This is a genomic window from Polynucleobacter sp. HIN9, from assembly GCF_030297635.1.
GTDB lineage: Bacteria > Pseudomonadota > Gammaproteobacteria > Burkholderiales > Burkholderiaceae > Polynucleobacter.
The window spans coordinates 1,140,763-1,157,861 of record NZ_AP028140.1; the positions used below are offsets into that span (position 1 = coordinate 1,140,763).

The window sequence follows — 17,099 nt, forward strand, 5'->3', positions numbered from 1 at the left end:
TTTACAATTAGGTATGCGTCAAATCATTCTCGATACAGAAACCACAGGCTTAAATCCAGCTACCGGTGATCGCATTATTGAGGTCGGGTGCATTGAGTTAATCAATCGCCGCCAGACTGGCAAGACCCTCCATCATTACATTAATCCCGAGCGTGACATTGCCGAAGGTGCATTTGCGGTACACGGCCTATCTCGCGAGTTTTTATCGGACAAACCTGTGTTTGCGCAAATTGTGGATGAGCTCACTGAGTTCATTGCTGGGGCTGAGGTGATTATTCATAATGCGCCCTTTGATTTGTCATTTCTCAATAATGAATATGCTCTACTCAAGCGCCCGAGCTTCTCAGAGCTTGCTGCCAAGATTACCGATACGCTAGTCGATGCGCGCCGCATGTTTCCAGGTAAACGCAATTCTTTGGATGCCTTGTGTGAACGTTTTGCAGTCAGTAACGAACACCGCACCCTACATGGCGCCTTGCTCGACGCTCAGCTCCTAGCTGAAGTTTATCTAGCCATGACCCGAGGTCAGGATGATCTCACCATTGATTTAATCGATTACAGCGTCACTGGCAAAGATGGCTTGTCAAAGGCCCCGCTACCAAGCGACTTAATCTACTTCAAAGCGAGCGAACTAGATTGCGCCGAACATGAAAAAGTTTTACAGGCCATCGAGAAGGCCAGTAAAAAGACCCCGATTTGGGGTCTCTAAGTTCACTCTAGATCGCTGCAGCAATCGCTTTACCCAAATCTTGGGTACTCGCCTTGCCACCAATATCTGGTGTGAGTGGTGCGTGAGCAGGTCCGGCTGACAGCACGGACTCAATCGCTGCAAATACTTGCGCCCCTGCTTCTGGATAGCCTAAGTGATCGAGCATGAGTGCTCCACTCCAAATTTGACCAATTGGATTGGCAATGTTCTTGCCATAAATATCAGGGGCTGAACCATGCACGGGCTCAAAGAGCGACGGGAACTTCCCTTCTGGGTTAATACTGGCCGACGGTGCGACCGCAATCGTGCCGGTGCAGGCCGGACCCAAATCAGAGAGGATGTCACCAAATAAATTTGAGGCAACCACGACATCGAAGCGATCCGGGTTCATCACGAACTGAGCGGTCAAGATATCGATGTGATACTTGTCCGTTCGCACATCAGCATAGTTCTTCGCCATTGCCTCGACCCGCTCATCCCAATATGGCATCGTGATCGCAATGCCATTGGATTTGGTTGCCGAGGTCAAATGTTTCTTGGGGCGACTTTGAGCGAGATCAAAGGCAAACTTCAGAATTCGATCGACGCCATGGCGTGAGAATACTGACTCCTGAACCACAATCTCACGCTCGGTATCAGCAAACATCTTGCCACCCACGGCGGAGTACTCCCCTTCGGTGTTCTCGCGCACCACAAAGAAATCAATATCACCTGGTTTGCGGTTTGCTAGTGGACAAGGCACACCTGGCAATAAGCGTACTGGGCGCAGATTGACGTATTGATCAAAGCCACGACGGAACTGGATCAAGCTACCCCACAGGGATAGATGGTCCGGCAAGATATTGGGCATACCAACCGCGCCAAAGAAGATCGCATCGTACTTCATGAGGGTGTCAAACCAGTTGTCCGGCATCATCTTGCCGTGCTGTTGGTAGTAATCGCAACTGGCGAAATCAAAGTGGTCAAACTGAAATTGAATACCAAACTTTTTAGCAGCCGCTTCTAGAGCGCGTACGCCCTCCGGCATCACCTCTTTACCAATCCCGTCACCAGGAATCACAGCAATCTTAGGGTTCGTTATTTTCTTTTTGGTGTTCATAAATCATGTCTCATGGATTAAAAGATCGATTTTACTAGCTGATGGCGCGGCGGATTTCACGTTCGGCCTGGCGCTCTTTTTCCTTGGCTTCCTCATCAGTCTCGGCTGCGGGGATCGATAATGCGAGCTCTTCCATACGCAAGTTATCTTTTGGACAAATGGGTGCGCCATAACTTGCCCAACGCTTTAAGAGTGTTACCTCGTAACCACATTGGGGACACTTCGCTTTATTGCGACTGAGATTACTCGCTCGTGGCGGGGGAAACACAATCGCTTGATGAGGGTAAGGGCCTAACTTTTGACTGATGGTCATTAGGCGTACTTGCAGTTCTTCGGATGCATGCGCCATGCGCGCGGGCCCCTCTAATCCAACGGCTTGGCAAATCCCCTTGAAATCCTCACCATGACCACTATGACAATCATCGACTGCATGGCATAACTCATGCAAGAGCGTATCGAGAAGCGTAACTGGATCATCCAATTTTGGTGAGATAAAGATCTCATTCACACCCCCGCCTGAGCGCTCGCGCGGCCAGCACTGCCCTAGGGTGGTTCGTGGGCTACTTGACGCCGGAAAGCCACAGGAGACCCGCACCGGCGGAATCACATAGCCAGCCTTCGCAAAAATTGCTTCCAAATGACGCACGCCATCTTGTAGCCAGGCTTCGCGAGTGCTGTGAGAGGAATTACTTTGAGTCATACAAATAGTGGGAAATCTTGGGGTAAATTGGGGTATTCTAAAAGGGTCAAGCAACGAAACCACGAGCATAAACGCATTTAAGCCAAAACGATGACATCCTTTAAAAATCTAGCTAACCTTAGCGCCACCCAAGCCGCGAAAGCGCTCGCTCAACGCGAGATCAAGGCCGAGGATCTGCTCAATGATTGCTTAAATCAAATTGGCATGCGCGAGCCTGAGGTGCATGCTTGGGTCAGCTTTGCCAAGGTGCATGCTCAAACCCAAGCTCGCGCCCTCGATCGCGGTCCAATCCAAGGAATCTTGCATGGCCTACCCATTGGCGTGAAGGATCTATTTGATACACACGATTTGCCAACCAATTACGGCTCACCGATCTATGGTAATAATCATCCGGTTTGCGATGCGGTTTCGGTATCACTGATGCGTGAGGCTGGCGCGATTGTGCTGGGTAAAACAGTCACCACTGAGTTTGCCAGCTTCAAACCGGGACCAACCCGCAATCCACGTAATCTTGATCACACTCCCGGTGGATCTTCCAGCGGCTCTGCTGCGGCGGTTGCGGATTACATGGTTCCTCTTGCAACAGGGAGTCAAACCGCTGCCTCGATTATTCGGCCGGCGAGTTACTGTGGGGTGGTTGGCTATAAACCCAGTTACGGCAAGATTAGTATTGGTGGGGTCAAGAGCCTATCGGTATCTCTCGATACGCTTGGTGTGTTTGGTCGCACCGTATCGGATGTAGCCTTGGGCGTTGCTGCGATGTCGGCAGATCATGATCTCATGAATATTGCTCCCTTAGAGTCCAAAATCCGCGTTGGGATTTGCAAGACCGATGATTTTGCTCTTGCCCAACCTGAAACCGCAGCTGCCCTCTCGCTAGCCGGCTTTGCAGCGAAGGTGTTTGCTAAAGGGGGCGTTGAGGAGATCACCTTACCTGCAGATTGCGCCAAGCTCAGTGAGACCCAAACCAAGATTATGCTGTTTGAGATGGCCAAAAGTTTTACCTTTGAAAAGCTCAACCACTTTGATCAAATCAGTCCAACCCTTAAAGCGATTATTGAACGTGGCGATGCCATTGATTACCATCATTACAGCGATGCCCTTCTCAAAGCCCGTCGCGCTCGCACTACGATCACCCAATTCTTTTCAAATGACATTGATCTAATCATTGCGCCCAGTGCAGCCGGTGAGGCGCCTAAGACATTAGAAGAAACGGGCGATCCAGTCTTTAGTCGCGGCTGGACCCTGCTGGGCTTACCGTGCATTAATTTAACCGTGACCGCGGGGCCCAATGGTTTACCCGTTGGGGTGACATTAGTTGCGGGGCCTGGACAAGATCGCCTGCTACTCAGTGCAGCAAGCGCCCTCGCTCAACAACTCTCCGATCCAATTTCAATCAATCAATCTTAATATTTGCTGCTTTAATTGCTTTTTGCGTTAATGCAATTTCCCTTTTTAGCAAGGTATCGGTTGCCTGCGGATTTAGATAACGTAGCTCAATTCCCGCCGCATCTGCCCGTTGTTTAGCTTCTGGCAGTTCTATGGCTTTCTTTACATCCTGTGTTAATTTGTTCACAATTGGTGTTGGGGTTCCTGCGGGAGCGTATAGCGCAACCCATGACTCCAGCTCAAATCCTGGCAAACCTGCCTCAGCAACCGTTGGCACATTGGGCATCATTGGGTGCCGAGCTTTACCAGTAACTGCTAGCGCCTTTAACCGACCGCTTTGAATATGGCCCATGACCGAGGGCGGAGTCGTAATAAAGACCTGCACTTGTCCAACCAATACATCCTGAATCGCTTGGCCAGACCCCTTGTAGGGAACGTGCGTTAATTTGATATCCGTTGCTTGCTCAAAAATCTCAGTTCCAATATGCGAAACCGAGCCATTCCCTTGAGAGGCGTAGTTCAACTTACCGGGATTTGCTTTGGCATACGCAATGAATTCTTTTAGGTTATTCACAGGAACCGAGGGATGAATCGCAATGACGTTCATGGCGACCGTTAATAAAGCAATTGGCGTAAAGTCTTTAAATGGATCCCAATTTAACTTATCCATCAGAAGAGGATTGGCTGCGTGGTATCCGGAGTAAGAGGCTAGCAAGGTGTAGCCATCTGGTTTGCTGCGGGCAACGTATTGATAGGCAATATTGCCACTCGCTCCCTGGCGATTATCAATCACAATCGATTGGCCAATGACACGTGCTAACGGCTCGCTCAATAAACGCGCCGATGCATCAACCAAGCCACCCGGAGGGACTGGAACGACGATCGTGATCGGTCGATCAGGAAAATTTTGAGCAATCGCTTTATGGGGTGCAACAAAACCCAGAACAATACTAAATGTGATGGTGACGAGCGTCTTAAGCACTCTTTTTGTGGTCATCATGGTCTCCTCTTGCGGTTATGGTGAATTTCATTCTAACGCTGCCCCATCTTCGCTTCCACAAAGACGCTTTGCGCATCCCTCGGTAAACAGCGCCAGTACTGAGGACTCGCACTCACTTGCCCTCCTAAGACCGCCGCTGCTTCCCATGCCCAACGGGGCTTGTACAAAAATGCACGTGCTAATGCAATCAAATCAGCTTCTTGGTTTTCGAGGATTGCCTCAGCTTGCCTTGGATCGGCAATGAGCCCAACGGCTATCGTAGCCATTCCGGTTGCTGCTTTAATTGCTTTCGCAAAGGGCACTTGATAGTTTGGGCCTAACTGAATTTGCTGCTTCGGAGAAATTCCTCCGGATGAGACGTGAATGTAATCGCAGCCCAATGCTTTTAGTTGTTTAGTGAGTTCGATGGACTCATCAAGCGACCAGCCGCCCTCGATCCAATCGCTAGCAGAGAGACGCACTCCCAATACGCCCTGCCACTGAGCGCGCACTGCTGAAAATAACTTCAAGACAAAACGCATTCGGTTCTCAAGCGAACCGCCGTATTGGTCATTTCGTTGATTGGCAATCGGCGATAGAAATTGATGGAGTAAATATCCGTGAGCAGCATGCAGCTCAATACCATCGATACCGATTTCTTCTGCGCGCTTGGCGGCGATCACAAACTCATGAATGATTTGCTCAATCTCCTCCACACTCAAAGCATGCGGCGGTCGCTCGCCCTCCAATTGAGGAATATCCGAGGGCCCTTGGGTTTCCCAACCACCTTGAGTGATCGGTAATAGTTGACCGCCCTGCCATGGTGGCGCACTCGATGCCTTGCGCCCAGCATGTGCCAATTGAATAAAAACCGGGGTCTTCGGCGCTAATTGTTTGGCGCGCTCTAAGGTGCTGTGTAGAGCGCTTTGGGTTGCCTGATCCCACAATCCCAGGCAATATGGGGTGATTCTGCCTTCGGGACTCACTGCCGTGGCCTCGATAATAAAAAGTCCGGCACCACTATTGAGTAAATTGCCCCAGTGCATCAGATGCCAATCGGTTGCCTGACCCTCATGCGCGGAGTATTGGCACATTGGTGCCACCACCACCCGATTGGCTAGCGTAAGAGATCCTTTGGGGGCTGGAAGGGAGTACGAAGAAAAAAGGAGGCTCATGGATTGGTGATTGTGAGATTGAGATGAAAGAATGGTCCGCAAACGGACTTACCTGAAACGATTAAAATGATACCAATAGCTTTGATAACCAATGCATTGGCGACTTCTTTGATTGCCAAGCACCCAACCTACGAGACACCAATACCATGAACGCTCCCCAAGCCTTTGAAATTAAAGAAGATATTGCTCATTACATGAGTGGCCAAATGGTCTTGCCCCAAGGCAGTCGCTTTGCCGATGTTTATAACCCCGCCACAGGGAGCATCTCGCGTCGCGTGGCATTGGCCAGCAAAGCCGATGTCAATCAAGCGGTGGCTTCTGCACAAGCCGCCTTCCCAGCCTGGGCCAATACCTCCCCACTGCGGCGCGCGCGCATCTTGTTTAAATACTTAGAGCTCTTAAATCGTCATCGCGATGAACTGGCTGCCATCATTACTTCTGAGCATGGCAAAGTGTTCACCGATGCCCAAGGTGAAGTGACCCGTGGAATTGAGATTCTCGAATTTGCTACCGCCATTCCCGAACTCCTCAAAGGCGATTACACCGAGCAGGTCTCAACTGACATTGATAACTGGGTGATGCGCCAACCATTAGGCGTAGTCGCAGGCATTACACCCTTTAATTTTCCGGTGATGGTACCAATGTGGATGTTCCCCGTCGCAATTGCCTGCGGTAACACCTTTATTCTCAAACCGAGTCCAACCGACCCATCGGCCTCATTGCTCTTAGCGCGTCTCTTAAAAGAGGCAGGTCTGCCCGATGGCGTGTTTAATGTGGTGCAAGGCGACAAAGAAGCGGTTGATGCTCTCTTAGAAAATCCCGATGTCCGTGCCGTGAGTTTTGTGGGCTCCACACCGATTGCTAATTACATTTACGAGCGCGGTGCACACTTTGGTAAACGCGTTCAGGCCCTCGGTGGCGCCAAGAACCACATGGTGGTGATGCCCGATGCGGATATTGATAAAGCCGTTGATGCCTTAGTTGGCGCTGCATACGGATCCGCGGGTGAGCGCTGCATGGCGATCTCGGTTGCCGTGCTCGTTGGAGACGCGGCTGAGAAAGTCATGCCCAAACTGATTGAGCGCACCAAGACCCTCAAGGTAAAAAATGGGCTTGAGCTCGATGCTGAAATGGGTCCCATTGTGACCAAAGCTGCGCTCGAGCGCATTACTGGCTATATCGATCAGGGCGTCAGTGGTGGCGCAAAACTATTAGTCGATGGCCGTGGGCTCAAAGTTCCCGGTTTTGAGAATGGGTTCTGGTTAGGCGGCACCCTCTTTGATCAGGTCACCCCAGACATGACCATTTACAAAGAAGAAATCTTTGGTCCCGTCCTATCATGCGTCCGAGTCGCCAACTTTAGTGAGGCTCTTGAGCTGGTCAATGCCCATGAATATGGCAATGGCGTAGCCTGCTTTACTAGCGACGGCAACATCGCCCGAGAATTTGCACGGCGCGTTCAGGTTGGCATGGTGGGGATTAATGTGCCTATTCCAGTACCGATGGCTTGGCATGGTTTTGGCGGTTGGAAGCGCTCCTTATTTGGTGATACCCATACGTATGGCAAAGAAGGTGTACGTTTTTACACCAAGCAAAAGAGTGTGATGCAACGCTGGCCAGAGAGTATCTCCAAGGGGGCAGAGTTTGTCATGCCCACCTCCAAATAAAACCAGTCGTTTACTTCTTGCGTGAGATGAACATCACTGGAACCTTCAGGTTCCAGTAGATCGCAGCCGAGCGAAAGGCAAAGATCAGTACGATGCAGGCAATCGATCCGACGATCGCATGCTCCGGAAAGTAGTTCAAGAGCAAGACATAAAGCATGCAACCGAGTGATACGGGGATCGCATAGAGCTCATAGGACATCAATAAGGTTTTGCGTCCTGCTAATACATCGCGAATGAGTCCCCCACCAATGGCGGTGACTACGCCTAGAATGATCGCTGCTGCCGATCCACCAAAGTCATAATGCCAAGCTTTATCGGCGCCTTGGATACCAAACAGAGCCGCTCCTAAGCCGTCGATGTAAAGAATGGCCTTGTACAGTTGAGGCTGAGATAAAGTGGATTCTGCGTAGAAGGTAATGATGCTGGCTATCGCTGCCACCAGAATATAGATGGGGGCATCCGCCCAAAACACGGGCACTCCCAGAATCACATCCCGAATCGTGCCGCCACCAATCGCAGTGATGATGCCAAGCACCAAAACGCCAAAGAGATCCACGCCACGATCGGAAATAGCTAAAACGCCGGTTACCGCAAAGGCTGCGGAAGCAACAATGCCTACCCAAAAACCCAGCTCTTCCATGGAGCCCTTTTAATCGATTGTGAAGAAGGAGTAATTATTGCAAAGTATTTTTGAGGACCGGCATTTCAGGGAGTGCAAGGACATCAATTCCCTCTTCGCGTAATGCCATCACTTCATCGGCACTGGTCTGCCCCCGGATGCTGCGCTCGGGCGACTCTTTGTAATGAATCTTCCTGGCCTCCTCGGCAAAAGCTGCACCCACATCCTCCGATTTACCAACCAACTCTCGCATGGCTTTCATGAACGTCGCCTGAATCTGACGCTCGAGCTGTCCGTGATCGGCATTCGATAAGGCAATACTTTGACTCGGCTCAACGGCCACTGGCTCTTCTGAACTGACCTTACCGCCAATACGAGGGGCTGATGGCAAGCGACTGACATGCGCGCTGTCGCACACTGGGCAGCACAATGTGCCACTGGCTTGTTGCGATAAAAAGTCATCCTCTGAGGCAAACCACCCCTCAAAATGATGCTCCAGATCGCACGCTAAGTTATAGACTTTCATGAAGAACAGATGGGGATGGTGGTTGGATAATCAATAGCAATCTGACATATTTGTCGTTATTACTATTTTAAGGCCTTAACGCAGTCGCCGTTGGCGATCGAGCCAATACAGCGAAATGATGGTCTTCACGTCCGTAATCGTGCCGTTCTCCACCCACTCGATCAACTCCTCAAGGGGCGCAGCAAAGACATCCAAAAACTCTTCGGCATCCAGACGCGCTGGGCCAGCGGTTAAACCCTCTGCCAGGTAAATATCGATGAACTCGGTGGAATAGGAAATCACCGGATGAATCCGCCGAATCTTGCTCCACCGCTTAGCAAGGTAGCCGGTCTCTTCTTGTAACTCCCGCTGCGCACAGAGTAAGGGATCCTCCCCTACATTAAGCTTACCCGCCGGAATCTCAATCACGGCTTGCTCGATGGGGTAACGGTATTGACGCTCTACAATCACACGCCCGTCGTCTAAGATCGGCAAAATGGCAACCGCGCCAGGATGTTCCAGATACTCACGCAAGGCTCGCTGCCCGTCAGGCAGCAGCACCGTATCGCGTTTCATCTTTAAAAAGATGCCAGTGTAGACATCCTCACCCGATACGCGCTTCTCGACTAAATGATCATCGGTATGCGCGAGATCTTGAAACGATTTCTCGCTCATACCCAAACAATTAAGAACCGATGAGGGTATTGCGCATGATATTGAGGCATAGGGCCATCAGACCTGCTGGAAATACACCCAACAGGAGAACCATCAAGCCATTGAGACCCAACACCCCTTTTGCAATTCCTGAACCAGTCACCGAATGCTCATGGCTTGGTTCATCAAAATACATCACCTTCACTACACGCAAGTAGTAGAAAGCACCAATCAGCGATGCGATCACCGCAATCACAGCCAAAGCGATGTAATCAGCGTCAACCAATGCTTCCAAAACAGAAAGCTTAGCGGCAAAACCCAAAGTGGGGGGCACTCCAGCTAGGGAGAACATCATGATGAGACCAATGAAGGCATACCATGGGTGCTTGCGATTGAGACCCTTTAAGCCATCCAAGGTGTCGCAATCGTAGCCCTTGCGTGATAAGACCATCAGCAAACCGAAGGTGCCCAAAGTAGTGATCACATACGCAATCACATAGAACATCGAGGCACTAAAGGCGTGATCATCAAAAATCGAGAGCATGCCAAGCAACACAAAGCCCATCTGCGCAATCGCTGAGTAGGCCAACATCCGCTTGATATTGGTTTGGGCGATCGCCGTGATATTACCAATCACTAAGGATAGAACCGCAAGAATCATCAGCATCGGCTGCCAATCGGAGATCAGGGGTAATAAGGTATTGATCAGCAGACGGAACAGGAGAGCAAAGGCAGCGAGCTTAGGAGCTGCTGCAATCAATAAGGTGACCGCGGTTGGCGCGCCCTGATAAACATCCGGTACCCACATGTGAAATGGCACCACGCCAAACTTAAAGGCAACGCCAGCCACAATAAAGACTAGGCCAAACGCCATGATGAGGTGATTAATGCGGGGATCGAGGAGGGAGCGCAAGATCTCTAGAAGATCTAAGGATCCGGTCACACCGTAGATCATCGACATACCATAGAGCAAAAATCCCGATGCTAAGGCGCCCAGTACAAAGTACTTGATCGCCGCTTCAGAGGAAAGGCCGCTGGAATGGCGCATTGCTACCAAGCCGTAGGTTGACAGAGCCATCAACTCAAGACCAAGGTACAAGGTGATGAGGTTGGATGCCGAGATTAAGACTAATTGTCCCAATAAAGCAAATAAGGTGAGGACCAAGAAATCAGGCCGGAAGAGGCCCCGATCAATCAAATACTGCTTGGAGTAAATCAGGCTAACCAGTAGCGCAAAGCAGCACCCTGCTTTCAGTAAATTGGCAATCGGATCGGACTGGAACAGACCGGCCATGGCAAGGTATGGCAAATCAACCATTCTGCTCAAAAACACCACACCCAAACCAATTAAAAGTAAGCAGGAACAGAAATAGACAAAAGATGCTGCCCGTGGAGTGTGAAAAACATCACTCGCGACATGATCCTTCTTCTCTTTAATAAAGGCACTAGTCAACAGCAAATCACTGGCCACAAAAGCCAGAACAATTTCTGGAGCGATGGCAATTAGGTCAAAAGTATCCATGCAATAACCTTAATTAGAGTTTGCTAATCGCGACATGTTCAAGCAACTGCATCACTGCCGGATGAATAATGTCGGTAAAGGGTTTGGGATACACGCCCATGCCAATCACGCAGAGCGACAGAACGATGAACATAAAGAACTCGCGACCATTGAGATCCTCAAGCTTCTCGACCTCTGGATTGGTGATCGCACCAAAGATCACGCGCTTGACCATCCATAAGGAATAGGCAGCGCCAAGGATTAATGCGGTCGCTGACAAGAGGCCAATCATGAAGTCATAATCAACGGCAGCCAGGATCACCATAAACTCCCCCACAAAACCCGAGGTGGCTGGTAAGCCGCAATTAGCCATTGCCATGAGCACCATAAATGCCGAGAACTTTGGCATGCGATGTATCACACCACCGTAATCAGCAATCTTGCGGGTGTGCATACGATCGTATAGAACACCAATTGCCAGGAACATCGCACCCGATACAAATCCGTGCGAGATCATTTGAACAATGCCGCCTTCAACACCTAGAGGACTGAAGATAAAAAATCCTAGGGTCACAAAACCCATGTGCGCAATCGACGAATACGCCACCAGCTTTTTCATATCTTGCTGAACCAGCGCCACCAAACCAACGTAGATCACTGCAACAAGCGATAAGAAAATAATGATCGGTCCTAAAAGGATGCTGGCATCTGGCGCAATCGGCAACGAGAAACGCAAGAATCCATAAGCACCAAGCTTCAACATAATGGCTGCCAGTACCACTGAGCCACCGGTTGGGGCCTCCACGTGAACATCAGGCAACCAAGTATGCAAAGGCCACATTGGCACCTTCACGGCAAAGGCCATGAAGAAGGCAATAAAGATGAGTACCTGCTCCACAATATCCAACTTCGCCCGGTGCCAGGTCAGCAAGTCAAAGGTATTGGTTAGGTTGTAGAGATACAAAATAGCGACTAGAGCCAGTAACGATCCCAACAAGGTATAAAGGAAGAACTTAAATGCCGCATAGATACGGTTTTGTCCACCCCATACCCCGATGATGATGTACATTGGGATGAGCGTTGCCTCAAAGAAGATATAAAACAGTAGGCCGTCAAGCGCTGAGAACACCCCAATCATGAGTCCCGACAAAATCATGAATGCGGCATAGTATTGCGAGGCCTTCTCGGTAATCACCTCCCAAGCAGCGATCACGACAAAAATATTGATAAAGGCGGTCAACACCACAAACCATACCGAAATACCATCCACACCAAGGTGATAATTAATGTCGTAGCGTGGAATCCAGCTATGCTTTTCCACAAACTGCATGCCGGCATTGGCGATATCAAAGTTGGCGATTAGAGGTAAGGTAGCAATAAAGCCCAAAATAGCCCCAAACAAGGCCAAATACTTCACGCCAGCGGATGGACGCTCTGAGCCATAGACCAAAATCATCAGGCCAAAAACAATCGGAATCCAAATCGCGTAAGAAAGAATCATGACCAGGTGTACTTAGTAAGTAATATAAATATGGGTATACAAAATCCAGGCCATTAAGCCAATCAAGCCGACGATCATGGCAAAGGCATAGTGATAGAGATAACCCGACTGCAAATGACGGATCACCCCTGAGAACTTGCCAATCAAATGAGCGCTGCCGTTCACCACAAAACCATCAATGACTCGTTGATCGCCCTGCTTCCATAAGCCACCACCAATCAACAGAGCACCCTTTGCAAAAATCCATTGGTTCAAATCATCGAGGTAATACTTGTTATCCAATAAGGTCTTGATTGGAGCAAAGGTCTTCGCGATTTTCTCGGGCAAAGATGTGGCCCATAGGTAGCAAATGGCAGCCACCAATACACCCAGGATCAACAGAATAAACACGGGAGTGGTAAAGCCGTGCAAGGCCATCGCCACTGGGCCATGGAAATGAGATGCAAAGGTTGCGAGTGCAGGATGCTTCGCTTCATCAATATAGATCGCATCGCCAAAGAAACTACCAAACAACATCGGGTCAATCGTGTAGTAACCAATAATCACCGAAGGAATTGCCAATGCAATCAACGGCAAGGTGATCACCCAAGGTGACTCATGCGGCTTCTCACCTGGTGCAAGCCCATGATGATGCTCATCGTGCGAATGGTGATGGTCATAGTCATGACCAAAACGCTCCTTGCCATGGAATACATAGAAGTAGAGGCGGAAAGAATACAAGGCGGTCACAAAGACGCTCGCCATCACCGCAAAGTATGCAAAGCCCGATCCAGGTATGGTGCTCGCCGCCACCGCCTCAATAATCGAGTCTTTAGAGTAAAAGCCCGAGAAGAATGGTGTGCCAATCAATGCCAAGGAACCAATTAACATCATCAAACAGGTAATTGGCATGTATTTCCAGAGGCCGCCCATCTTGCGCATGTCCTGCTCGTGATGCATTCCAATGATCACACTACCCGCTCCTAAGAACAGCAAAGCCTTAAAGAAGGCATGGGTCATTAAATGGAAGATAGCAATTGGATAGGCAGAGACGCCGAGCGCAACGGTCATATAGCCCAATTGCGAGAGCGTTGAATACGCCACCACGCGCTTGATATCGGTTTGCACGATTCCTAAGAATCCCATAAAGAGCGCGGTAATTGAGCCCATGACCAGAATGAAGCTCAGGGCAACATCGGAGAGCTCAAATAATGGCGACATACGGGTCACCATAAAAATACCTGCGGTCACCATCGTCGCCGCATGAATCAAGGCCGAAATGGGGGTTGGGCCTTCCATTGAGTCCGGTAACCAGACATGCAATGGAAACTGAGCCGACTTACCCATCGCACCAATGAAGAGGCAAATGCAAGCAACGGTGACTAGATTCCAGTCAGTACCCGGTACAGTCTGCGCAGCCATGACGGTATTTTGGGCAAAGATGTCCGCATAGTTCATCGAGCCAGTAGCCGCGAGCAATAGACCAATCCCCAAGATGAAGCCAAAGTCGCCCACCCGGTTGACCAAGAAGGCCTTCATGTTGGCAAAAATTGCGGTGGGCCGATCGTAATAGAAACCGATCAACAGATACGAAACAACGCCAACCGCCTCCCAGCCAAAGAACAGCTGCAGCATGTTATTGCTCATAACAAGCATCAGCATCGCAAAGGTGAATAAGGAGATATAAGCGAAGAAACGGTTATAGCCCTCCTCACCTGCCATATAGCCGATGGTGTAGATGTGAACCATCAGAGAGACAAAGGTCACCACCACCATCATCACGGCGGTCAATGGATCAATCAGAAAACCAATATCAAAACTCAACTCCCCAATCTTCATCCAGGTGTAGACGCTACCATCGAAGTAATAGCCGTTCATCACCTCATATAAAACCCAGCACGACAGCAAAAAGGAGATGGCGACACCCAAGATGGTGATCGATTGGGATGCCACTTGACCAATCCGATTGCCAAAGAACTTAGTACCCAATAATCCAGCGAATGATGCTCCCACCAGCGGTGCTAGCGGAATCGCGCAGAGATGGGCAGTTGTTAAAGCAGTGGTCATGTCAACTAGCCTTTGAGATGATCGAGGTCTTCGGTATTAATCGTATCGACCTTACGGAATAGCACCACCAAGATCGCCAAACCAATCGCAGCCTCCGCAGCGGCTACGGTCAGTATGAAAAATACAAATACCTGACCGGCCATATCACCTAAGTAATGGGAGAACGCCACAAAGTTCATATTGACGGCAAGCAACATCAGCTCAATCGCCATCAAAAGGATGATCACGTTACGTCGATTTAGGAAGATACCGACGACGCTAATTGCAAACAGAATAGCGCCAAGGACTAAATAATGTGCAAGGGTGATGGTCATGCTGGGTCACCTGAGTTGGTTCGAGACTTTAGGTCTTGCTTAGCATCACGCTCAGCATCCATCGAGACAATCCGCATCCGATCTTTAGCGGAGACCGCAACCTGCTCTGCAATATTTTGACCCTTCACATCCTTGCGTTTGCGCAAGGTAAGAGCAACAGCTGCGATGATGGCAACCAATAAAACAATACCAGCTACCTCAAAAGCATAGATGTACTCAGTAAACATTAAATAACCAAGGGCTTGGGTATTATTTGCTGCCACTACATCGGGCAAGACATTCACTGGCGCGGTAGTACCAATAAAGCCGCGGATTAACACGATCGAGAGTTGCAAGATAATGACCACACCAATCAGCATGGCGAGTGGTAGATACTTCTTGAAATCACGTCGGAGATGCGCAAGATCCAAATCGAGCATCATCACCACGAATAAGAACAACACCATCACCGCGCCCACATAGACTAGGATCAGGATCAAGCTTAAGAACTCGGCCTTGAGCAACATCCAAATACCTGAGGCACTAAAGAACGCCAAAACCAAGAACAAGGCGGCATGCACAGGATTGGGAACCGTAATGACCCGTAATGCGGAAATCACCAAGAGCGCCGCGAAGGCGTAGAAAAAGACTGAGAAGATTAAATTCGGGTCGAGGGTCATAAATCAATCAACGGTAAGGTGCGTCTGCCTCTCGGTTAGCGGCAATTTGCTTTTCGTATTCATCACCGACTGCTAGCAACATCTCTTTGGTGAAATACAGATCACCGCGCTTATCCCCGAAATACTCAAAAATATTGGTTTCCACAATGGCATCCACAGGGCAAGCCTCTTCACAATAGCCACAGAAAATGCATTTGGTGAGGTCGATGTCATAGCGTGTTGTTCTGCGGGTACCATCCTCACGCTGATCAGACTCAATCGAGATTGCCAAAGCTGGGCAAACGGCCTCACACAGTTTGCATGCAATGCAGCGCTCTTCCCCATTCGGATAGCGACGCAGCGCATGTAAGCCTCGAAAACGTGGTGAGAGTGGCGTCTTTTCTTCCGGATACTGAACCGTAATTTTAGGTTTAAATAAATAACGCCCAGTAATCGACATTCCTTTAAGAACATCTTTGAGCATTAAGCTATTGAGAAACTGAGAGGCGCGCTTGAACATAGTGATTAGCTCCAAATGTTCCAGGGGGACAAAATCCAGGCCCCAACCAACAATACCCAAACCACGGTTAACGGAATAAACACCTTCCAACCCAAACGCATAATTTGGTCATAGCGATACCGTGGCAATGAAGCCCGTAACCAAATAAAGCACGAGAGCACAAAAAAGATCTTGGCAAATAACCAGAAAAATCCTGGAATATCGCGCAAGATAGGTAAATCAAGGATTGGTAACCAACCACCCAAGAACATGATCGACGTTAAGGCGGCAATCAAGATCATATTGGCGTATTCGGCCAAGAAAAATAATGCAAATGCCATACCGGAGTACTCCACCATATGACCCGCAACAATCTCTGACTCACCTTCCACCACATCAAAGGGGTGACGATTGGTCTCCGCAACTCCAGAGATGAAATAGATCACAAACATGGGTAGTAAGGGCAACCAGTTCCACGAGAGGAAGTTCAGGCCCATGTCGGCAAAGATGCCCACCTCTTGAGAGCGCACGATATTACTGAGATTTAAGGAGCCGGCCACCATCAATACGGTCACCAGGGCTAAGCCCATGGCAATCTCATAAGAGATCATTTGAGCAGAGGCACGCATCGCTCCCAAGAATGGGTACTTCGAGTTTGAGGCCCACCCTGCCAAGATCACGCCATACACACCCACCGAGGTTATGGCCATCACATATAAGAGACCGGCATTTACATCCGCTAGAACTAAGTCTGCCTGGAATGGCACCACTGCCCATGCAGCAAGTGCCGGGGTAAGCACCATGAGAGGGGCAATGATGTAGAGCGTATGACTGGCGCGTGTTGGGGAGACGATCTCCTTCATCAATAGCTTGAGTGCATCTGCAATCGGCTGGAATAAACCGAGGGGACCAACCCGATTTGGACCCAAACGAATGTGCATCCAGCCAATCAGCTTACGCTCCCACAGAGTAAGGTAAGCGACCGCACCAAAGATGGGTAATACGATGATCAGGATCTTCGCTAAGTTCCAAACCAAAGGCCAGAACGAACCAAACAGTTGTTCGCCGTGGCTGGTAATGAGATCGATCCAGTTGCCCATAACG

General features: G+C 49.6%; 17 protein-coding genes. 3 read left to right on the plus strand and 14 right to left on the minus strand.

The annotated features are described in order from the left end of the window. The first annotated feature begins 13 nt into the window (after positions 1-13). The gene (gene dnaQ, locus QUE62_RS05970; RefSeq protein ID WP_286223185.1) at positions 14-709 is read left to right on the plus strand and encodes a DNA polymerase III subunit epsilon; all 696 of its coding nucleotides are present in this window, start codon (positions 14-16) and stop codon (positions 707-709) included. Between the two features lie 7 nt (positions 710-716). Here dnaQ and QUE62_RS05975 read toward each other — a convergent pair whose 3' ends face one another. Together QUE62_RS05975 and QUE62_RS05980 are read right to left on the minus strand one after the other, a co-directional pair. Next, positions 717-1,790 carry a tartrate dehydrogenase gene (locus QUE62_RS05975; RefSeq protein WP_286224746.1) on the minus strand — a complete coding sequence of 358 codons (1,074 nt, stop codon included), beginning with the start codon at positions 1,788-1,790 and terminating at the stop codon, positions 717-719. Positions 1,791-1,842: 52 nt separating this feature from the next. After that, a complete protein-coding gene (locus tag QUE62_RS05980; RefSeq protein WP_286224973.1) occupies positions 1,843-2,508 on the minus strand; it encodes a SprT-like domain-containing protein in 666 nt (221 codons plus the stop codon). A gap of 90 nt (positions 2,509-2,598) precedes the next feature. Here QUE62_RS05980 and QUE62_RS05985 point away from each other — a divergent pair, with 90 nt between their 5' ends. Continuing rightward, on the plus strand, positions 2,599-3,918 hold the full coding sequence (locus QUE62_RS05985) for an amidase (protein ID WP_286261081.1): 1,320 nt from the start codon (positions 2,599-2,601) through the stop codon (positions 3,916-3,918). On the opposite strand, the gene QUE62_RS05990 is transcribed toward QUE62_RS05985, so the two are convergent. Next, on the minus strand, positions 3,905-4,894 hold the full coding sequence (locus tag QUE62_RS05990) for a Bug family tripartite tricarboxylate transporter substrate binding protein (RefSeq protein WP_458574835.1): 990 nt from the start codon (positions 4,892-4,894) through the stop codon (positions 3,905-3,907). The two genes, QUE62_RS05985 and QUE62_RS05990, sit on opposite strands and share 14 nt — an antisense overlap. 35 nt (positions 4,895-4,929) lie before the next feature. Continuing rightward, the gene (locus tag QUE62_RS05995) at positions 4,930-6,051 is read right to left on the minus strand and encodes an NADH:flavin oxidoreductase/NADH oxidase (RefSeq protein WP_286261085.1); all 1,122 of its coding nucleotides are present in this window, start codon (positions 6,049-6,051) and stop codon (positions 4,930-4,932) included. A 146-nt stretch (positions 6,052-6,197) separates the two neighbouring features. Between QUE62_RS05995 and QUE62_RS06000 the strand changes: the two genes are divergently transcribed. Continuing rightward, the gene (locus QUE62_RS06000; protein ID WP_286261087.1) at positions 6,198-7,718 is read left to right on the plus strand and encodes a CoA-acylating methylmalonate-semialdehyde dehydrogenase; all 1,521 of its coding nucleotides are present in this window, start codon (positions 6,198-6,200) and stop codon (positions 7,716-7,718) included. Between the two features lie 10 nt (positions 7,719-7,728). Here the strand turns inward: QUE62_RS06000 and QUE62_RS06005 are convergent, their stop codons facing one another. The 10 genes from QUE62_RS06005 to nuoH form a co-directional block, all read right to left on the minus strand. Continuing rightward, on the minus strand, positions 7,729-8,358 hold the full coding sequence (locus QUE62_RS06005) for a trimeric intracellular cation channel family protein (RefSeq protein ID WP_286223191.1): 630 nt from the start codon (positions 8,356-8,358) through the stop codon (positions 7,729-7,731). Between the two features lie 34 nt (positions 8,359-8,392). Continuing rightward, positions 8,393-8,863, minus strand: a complete 471-nt coding sequence (locus tag QUE62_RS06010; RefSeq protein WP_286261089.1) for a DUF1178 family protein — start codon at positions 8,861-8,863, stop codon at positions 8,393-8,395. A gap of 75 nt (positions 8,864-8,938) precedes the next feature. After that, positions 8,939-9,517, minus strand: a complete 579-nt coding sequence (locus QUE62_RS06015) for an NUDIX domain-containing protein (protein WP_286223193.1) — start codon at positions 9,515-9,517, stop codon at positions 8,939-8,941. 10 nt (positions 9,518-9,527) lie between these two features. Further along, positions 9,528-11,018, minus strand: a complete 1,491-nt coding sequence (gene nuoN, locus QUE62_RS06020) for an NADH-quinone oxidoreductase subunit NuoN (protein ID WP_286223194.1) — start codon at positions 11,016-11,018, stop codon at positions 9,528-9,530. Between the two features lie 13 nt (positions 11,019-11,031). Continuing rightward, the gene (locus QUE62_RS06025) at positions 11,032-12,498 is read right to left on the minus strand and encodes an NADH-quinone oxidoreductase subunit M (RefSeq protein ID WP_286261090.1); all 1,467 of its coding nucleotides are present in this window, start codon (positions 12,496-12,498) and stop codon (positions 11,032-11,034) included. Positions 12,499-12,510: 12 nt separating this feature from the next. Next, positions 12,511-14,544, minus strand: a complete 2,034-nt coding sequence (gene nuoL, locus QUE62_RS06030; RefSeq protein ID WP_286261091.1) for an NADH-quinone oxidoreductase subunit L — start codon at positions 14,542-14,544, stop codon at positions 12,511-12,513. 5 nt (positions 14,545-14,549) lie between these two features. Continuing rightward, positions 14,550-14,858: an NADH-quinone oxidoreductase subunit NuoK gene (gene nuoK, locus QUE62_RS06035; protein ID WP_108508726.1), complete on the minus strand. Its 309-nt coding sequence runs from the start codon at positions 14,856-14,858 to the stop codon at positions 14,550-14,552. Further along, positions 14,855-15,517: an NADH-quinone oxidoreductase subunit J gene (locus tag QUE62_RS06040; protein ID WP_286223197.1), complete on the minus strand. Its 663-nt coding sequence runs from the start codon at positions 15,515-15,517 to the stop codon at positions 14,855-14,857. Before QUE62_RS06040 ends, nuoK begins: the two co-directional genes overlap by 4 nt. Before the next feature lie 7 nt (positions 15,518-15,524). Beyond that, positions 15,525-16,016, minus strand: coding sequence for an NADH-quinone oxidoreductase subunit NuoI (nuoI, locus tag QUE62_RS06045; RefSeq protein ID WP_286223198.1), 492 nt, complete (start codon positions 16,014-16,016; stop codon positions 15,525-15,527). A gap of 5 nt (positions 16,017-16,021) precedes the next feature. Continuing rightward, the gene (gene nuoH / locus QUE62_RS06050) at positions 16,022-17,095 is read right to left on the minus strand and encodes an NADH-quinone oxidoreductase subunit NuoH (RefSeq protein WP_286223199.1); all 1,074 of its coding nucleotides are present in this window, start codon (positions 17,093-17,095) and stop codon (positions 16,022-16,024) included. Positions 17,096-17,099 lie beyond the last annotated feature (4 nt).